At 53.6% G+C, this 4,692-nt stretch carries 5 protein-coding genes; 1 reads left to right on the forward strand and 4 read right to left on the reverse strand.

Annotation, left to right across the window (positions count from 1 at the left end):
- Nucleotides 1-2 precede the first annotated feature (2 nt).
- Nucleotides 3-179: an ArsC/Spx/MgsR family protein gene (locus JU82_RS08605; protein ID WP_037949450.1), complete on the forward strand. Its 177-nt coding sequence runs from the start codon at nt 3-5 to the stop codon at nt 177-179.
- Here JU82_RS08605 and JU82_RS08610 read toward each other — a convergent pair.
- Genes JU82_RS08610 through JU82_RS08625 form a run of 4 tightly spaced genes read right to left on the reverse strand, consistent with a single transcriptional unit; the run spans nt 176 to nt 4,496 of the window.
- Nucleotides 176-1,819 carry a methyl-accepting chemotaxis protein gene (locus tag JU82_RS08610; protein WP_037949452.1) on the reverse strand — a complete coding sequence of 548 codons (1,644 nt, stop codon included), beginning with the start codon at nt 1,817-1,819 and terminating at the stop codon, nt 176-178. The two genes, JU82_RS08605 and JU82_RS08610, sit on opposite strands and share 4 nt — an antisense overlap.
- Nucleotides 1,820-1,878: 59 nt before the next feature.
- A complete protein-coding gene (locus JU82_RS08615) occupies nt 1,879-2,337 on the reverse strand; it encodes a nucleoside deaminase (protein WP_037949454.1) in 459 nt (152 codons plus the stop codon).
- A gap of 4 nt (nt 2,338-2,341) precedes the next feature.
- On the reverse strand, nt 2,342-3,103 hold the full coding sequence (locus JU82_RS08620) for a M15 family metallopeptidase (RefSeq protein WP_294892658.1): 762 nt from the start codon (nt 3,101-3,103) through the stop codon (nt 2,342-2,344).
- 28 nt (nt 3,104-3,131) lie between these two features.
- On the reverse strand, nt 3,132-4,496 hold the full coding sequence (locus JU82_RS08625) for a DUF389 domain-containing protein (protein ID WP_037949456.1): 1,365 nt from the start codon (nt 4,494-4,496) through the stop codon (nt 3,132-3,134).
- Between the last annotated feature and the right edge of the window lie 196 nt (nt 4,497-4,692).

Below are 4,692 nucleotides of genomic sequence, written 5' to 3' on the forward strand. Positions count from 1 at the left end.
TGATGCGGACCAAAGAGGAGCTTTATAAGGAGCTTGGACTGGCCAAAGTGACTGACGAGGAGAAGCTGATCGATGCGTTGGCGCAGTATCCTCGCCTGATAGAACGTCCGATCCTCATTGACGGGAATCGTGCGTTTATCGGCCGCCCGGTAGAGAAAGTGATCGAGTTTTTACGTTAGGTACGGAATTTGGCGAGTTTTTCGTTGATGCGGGCCGTGCTTTGATCGAGCCTGGACGCGACGTCGCTAATTTCGCGAGCGCTGGTTGAATTGGAGGCGGAGAGGGCATTGAGCGAATCGATTTTTTCCGAGATCAGGGTCATCCCCTCGGTCAGCTCGGCAAAGTTTTGATTGGAGTCATGAACGCTCTGTGCGGCGACTGAGATGAGGCGCGATGAGCTATTGATCATATGCTGAACGTTTCCCGAATCTTGGGAAACGACTAAAATCGATCCCGCCGATTTTTCCATTTTCCGGCTGGTATCGAAAACGGCATCGACGATAGTGCTGATGGTTCCGTTGATCTGCTGCAAACTTTCCTGCGTCCGCTCGGCCAATTTGCGTACTTCGTCCGCGACAACCGCAAACCCCCGTCCGTGTTCGCCGGCGCGTGCCGCTTCGATGGCGGCATTGAGGGCGAGTAGATTCGTCTGATCGGCAATATCCCCGATGATGTCGAGTATCCCTTTGACCTCCTGTGCCTGCAAAGAGAGGGTGTGGAGCTCTTGAGAGAGCGCTTGCTGCATGCCGGCGACGGTTTGAATGTCGTCGTTCATCCGTGAAATCTGATTGTCCGCCTGTGTCAGGGTGCGATTGGCTTCGTCGATTTTTTGGTTGGTGTCGTATGCGGAAGCGGTGGAGGTTTGGACGATCGATTGCAACGTAATGATCCGGGCATGGGTCTGGGCAATATCGGCGGTGCTGGTTTCGAGCCTGATCCGGATCGCGTAGGAAACGTTGTTCAGCTCCTGAGCCGTTGAAAGGCTCTCCGCCGAAGCCGACTGGATGTCGCGTACCATTTTTTGAAGCTCTTCCATCGAATCGTTCATGTCTACTGCCGCGACGGCGAGTTCGTCGCTTCCTTGCGTGCTGATCCGCTCGGTCAGGTTCCCTGTTCTGAGATGGTGCGCGATGTAGACGATGTCGGAGATTTTGGCGAGCAGATCACGGGTTATGCGGCGAAGAATGATAAAGACGACGATCATGCCCAAGGGAAGCGTCACGGCGATTAGCGCAAGCGTGCTTTTAAACTCGCTTTGGGCGGCATTATAAAGCCGGTCGGCATTGGCGATCTGGAGTTCGATCAGGGCGTCTAGCTGTTCGTTCGCAGGCGTCAGAGAGTAGGGGAAATCGCTTTGGAGCAGATCGAGGATACCCATCAAGTCTTTTTTCCCAATCGCTTTTTCCAGCAGTTCGATCGATCGTTCCGCCCGTTCTACGGCCGTACCGGCTTCCTCAAGGCGTTCGCGTTCCGCTTCGGTCAGATTACCGAGGGTATAAGTATGCCAGGTTTGATGCAGATGTCCCCGAGCATTGCGAACGACGGCCGTTGCGGTATTGAAATCGCCGACTCCTTGCGAGAGGTCGGTTGCTGTTTTGAGAATCGTATTATCGATGTCGTTTTTGCACGAACGAAGCTGCTGAAGCGGCGTGAGACTCTGGGTATGGACTCTGGAGAGGGAAGCGTTGGACAAAAACATCCCCAAAATGCCGATGGCGATGGCGATAATCGCGAATAACTGGGTCATGGCGACGATCAGGGTTATTTTTTGGCGGATGGAGAGGCGGGACAAAAACCGGATCGGTTTGATAGAGAGCATATACGCACCTTATGGAAAAGTGCAGAAGTGTAAACCGCAACGGTTACGGAACGGTCACATCAGTAGTATCGCCGATTCTCTTTGGAGAGCCATTTCGCAAATACGGATTTGGCGTTTTCGGTATCGAGCGGACGCAGATTGAGTGCGCTTTGAGGGTTTTGAATCATCGTATAAAAATGCGCATCGTCAAATCCTCCTGCCGCGGCATCCTCCCTCGTCGCACCGTAATAGACGGCCGGTATGCGCGCCCACAAAACAGCCCCCATGCACATCGGGCAGGGGTAGCATGTCGTGTAGAGGATGCACTCGGAGAGATCGAAGTTTCCCAGTACGGCGGAAGCGCGGCGAATGGCGAGGATTTCGGCATGAGCGGTCGGATCGTTCGATGAGAGCACTTCGTTGTGGGCGCGGGCAATTACCTCGCCGTTTCGGACGATAACGGCGCCGAAAGGTCCGCCGTCGTTTGCCTCCATCCCCGACACCGCTTCATCGCACGCGATTTCCATCCATCTATTCATAGGGTTAGTGCGCTTTGGCTACGCATGAAGGGGCGAGGAGCTCGGGGCGGTATTCGAAGTGCATCGTATCGTAGTGATACCATCGTCCCCCCCAGATGAAACCGTGCTTTTCGAAAATACGTACGATCGATAGAGGCATCGTGTTTTTGTAGCCGATCTTGGCGGTCTCTGCCGAGGCCTCGTCTTTCCAGTATTGGGTCGTGGCCGGGGCGAGGTCGATCGCGATCCCGAAGCTGTGCATGGAGAGGCGGTCGGTGTCTTTGATGACGCGGTAGCAGTAGGTAGCGGCTCCTTCGGCCCAAATGCGCTCTTTTTTGGGAAGTTTGGCGATTTCCTGCCCGATGGCGTAGAGTTTTTTATCGACGCCGCCGACTTTGGTGATCGGGAGTTTGACCGAGCCTTTGAGCGTCGGCCACGTGATCGTCACGAGATTTTTTTCAATCGTTTTTTGATCGTTGCCGTAGAGGGCCTGAAAAAAAGGCTGATAGCGCAGACGTCCCGGATCGAAGAGGTACGGCGGAGGGGTTTCGCTCCCCCCAGCATCGTAGCGTTGAGTGAGCTGCATGGCTAGATCGGCATGGTTGATTTTTTCGTCCCATGTCGTTTTGGCATCAGCCGTACGGTAGGGAAGACGTGTTCCGTTTACAAGGGTGAGGGCCGACTCATCGGCGGATGCTACGAGGCCGGGGTAGCCTTCGACGTAGCATTGGGGATTGCCCCATGCAAGAGTGCACAACAAAATTCCCGCGATAGTGAACGTACGCATCTTTTCTCCTGATTAATTTAATGCCATTTTAGCGAATGAGGAGCAAAACGTTGTCGTTTTTTGTCCGTAGTTTCAGCCACGACTCGATTTGCTTCCGTTCTTTGAGGGTGAGTTTTTTGGATGCGTAGATATTGAGAATCAGGCGCTCTGCGCTTCGGTTATCCTCTGCGGAAGCGGGACCAAAGCTCTTGGAAAGAATAGCCTCTCCGATTTTCGGAAAAAGGGTTTTGAGTTCAGCGGGCACGGCGCTGAAAAGTTCCCGCCCTTCTTCGCTTTTTTTGAGTTGTTCTTTGAGGGTTTGGATCTCTTTGGTTTGCGCTTGCAGGGCGATTTGGCTATTCTGGTACAGATCGGTGATAATGCCGGTTTTGAGGCTGGAGAGGTCGATGCTTTGGCCGTTTGTGTTTTGATAGACGTTTAAAACCGCCTTTTTAAGCCCTTCTTTTCCCAAACGGGCTCGGATCGCACGGAGCTGCTCTTGGGGAATGTATTCGCCGATGAGGAAAACCTTGATCTCTTTGTTTTTTGCATCGATTTTTACCTGCGCGACGTTGGTTGTTTTGAAATTGAATGCGTCGTTGACGAAATGGGTCGCTTTCGCCTTGAAAACTTCTTCTCCGACGAGCCGATAGGCCAGATAGGAACTGGGAAGCAGCGTGATAATGACGACGGCGGCAATGTAGCGCTGGGCACGCACGGCAAGCGCGGAATCGACGTATTTCTTTTCGGTGACGTTGAAAAGGCGGACGACGATGAACGAGGCGAGGGCGATGAAGACGAAATTGATCGTATACAGATAAAACGCGCCGAAGAAAAATTCCCAGTTGCCGCCGGCCAGCCCGAATCCCGCCGTACACAGTGGAGGCATCAGTGCGGTCGCGATGGCGACGCCGGGGATGACATTGGATTTTTCTTTGCGCGTCATTGCGACGATTCCCGCCAGTCCGCCGAAAAGACCGATCAGCACATCCCACGCGGTGGGAGAGGTGCGGGCGAGAAGTTCGGAGTGGGCCGTGTCGAGCGGAGAGATCAGGAAATAGAGAGTCGAGGTCGAAAGTCCCACGAGGGTAGCGAAAGTGAGGCTCGTAAACGAGCGGCGCAGCAAGGAGAAGTCGTTGATCCCCGCTCCGTAGCCGATCCCCATGATAGGCCCCATCAGCGGGGAGATAAGCATCGCTCCGATGATGACGGCGGTTGAGTTTACGTTGAGGCCGATCGACGCGACAAAGATGGCAAACATCAAAATCCACAGGTTCGTACCGCGCATATCGACATCGGCACGAATCCGCTCGTCGATTACTTCGTCGTCCGCACTGTCTTCTGCGAGGCTGAAACGGTCTTTGATAATCGCTTTGAGATTGACCCAGGTACGGTGTTCGGTGACGCTGTCCATGAAAGTCCTTGCGAAAAAGTTTAGGTCATTATAGCTCACGATTCACAATCCATTCACACTGGGATGCGATGATGGCGCTATCTCAATTACGGGAGTTTTCCATGAAACCTCTATTTTCCTTTAGCGCAGCCGCCGTTGCCCTAGCGGTGTTATCCTCCTCGGCGTATGCAGGAATGCACCATCGGCACCATCACTA

The organism is Sulfuricurvum sp. MLSB, assembly GCF_000747095.1.
In the GTDB taxonomy this organism is placed as follows: domain Bacteria; phylum Campylobacterota; class Campylobacteria; order Campylobacterales; family Sulfurimonadaceae; genus Sulfuricurvum.

Excerpts from the sequence above, each read along its gene's own strand:
- JU82_RS08605 (WP_037949450.1), top strand. The coding sequence starts at position 3 with ATGCGGACCAAAGAGGAGCTTTATAAGGAGCTTGGACTGGCCAAAGTG.
- JU82_RS08610 (WP_037949452.1), bottom strand. The coding sequence starts at position 1,819 with ATGCTCTCTATCAAACCGATCCGGTTTTTGTCCCGCCTCTCCATCCGC.
- JU82_RS08615 (WP_037949454.1), bottom strand. The coding sequence starts at position 2,337 with ATGAATAGATGGATGGAAATCGCGTGCGATGAAGCGGTGTCGGGGATG.
- JU82_RS08620 (WP_294892658.1), bottom strand. The coding sequence starts at position 3,103 with ATGCGTACGTTCACTATCGCGGGAATTTTGTTGTGCACTCTTGCATGG.
- JU82_RS08625 (WP_037949456.1), bottom strand. The coding sequence starts at position 4,496 with ATGGACAGCGTCACCGAACACCGTACCTGGGTCAATCTCAAAGCGATT.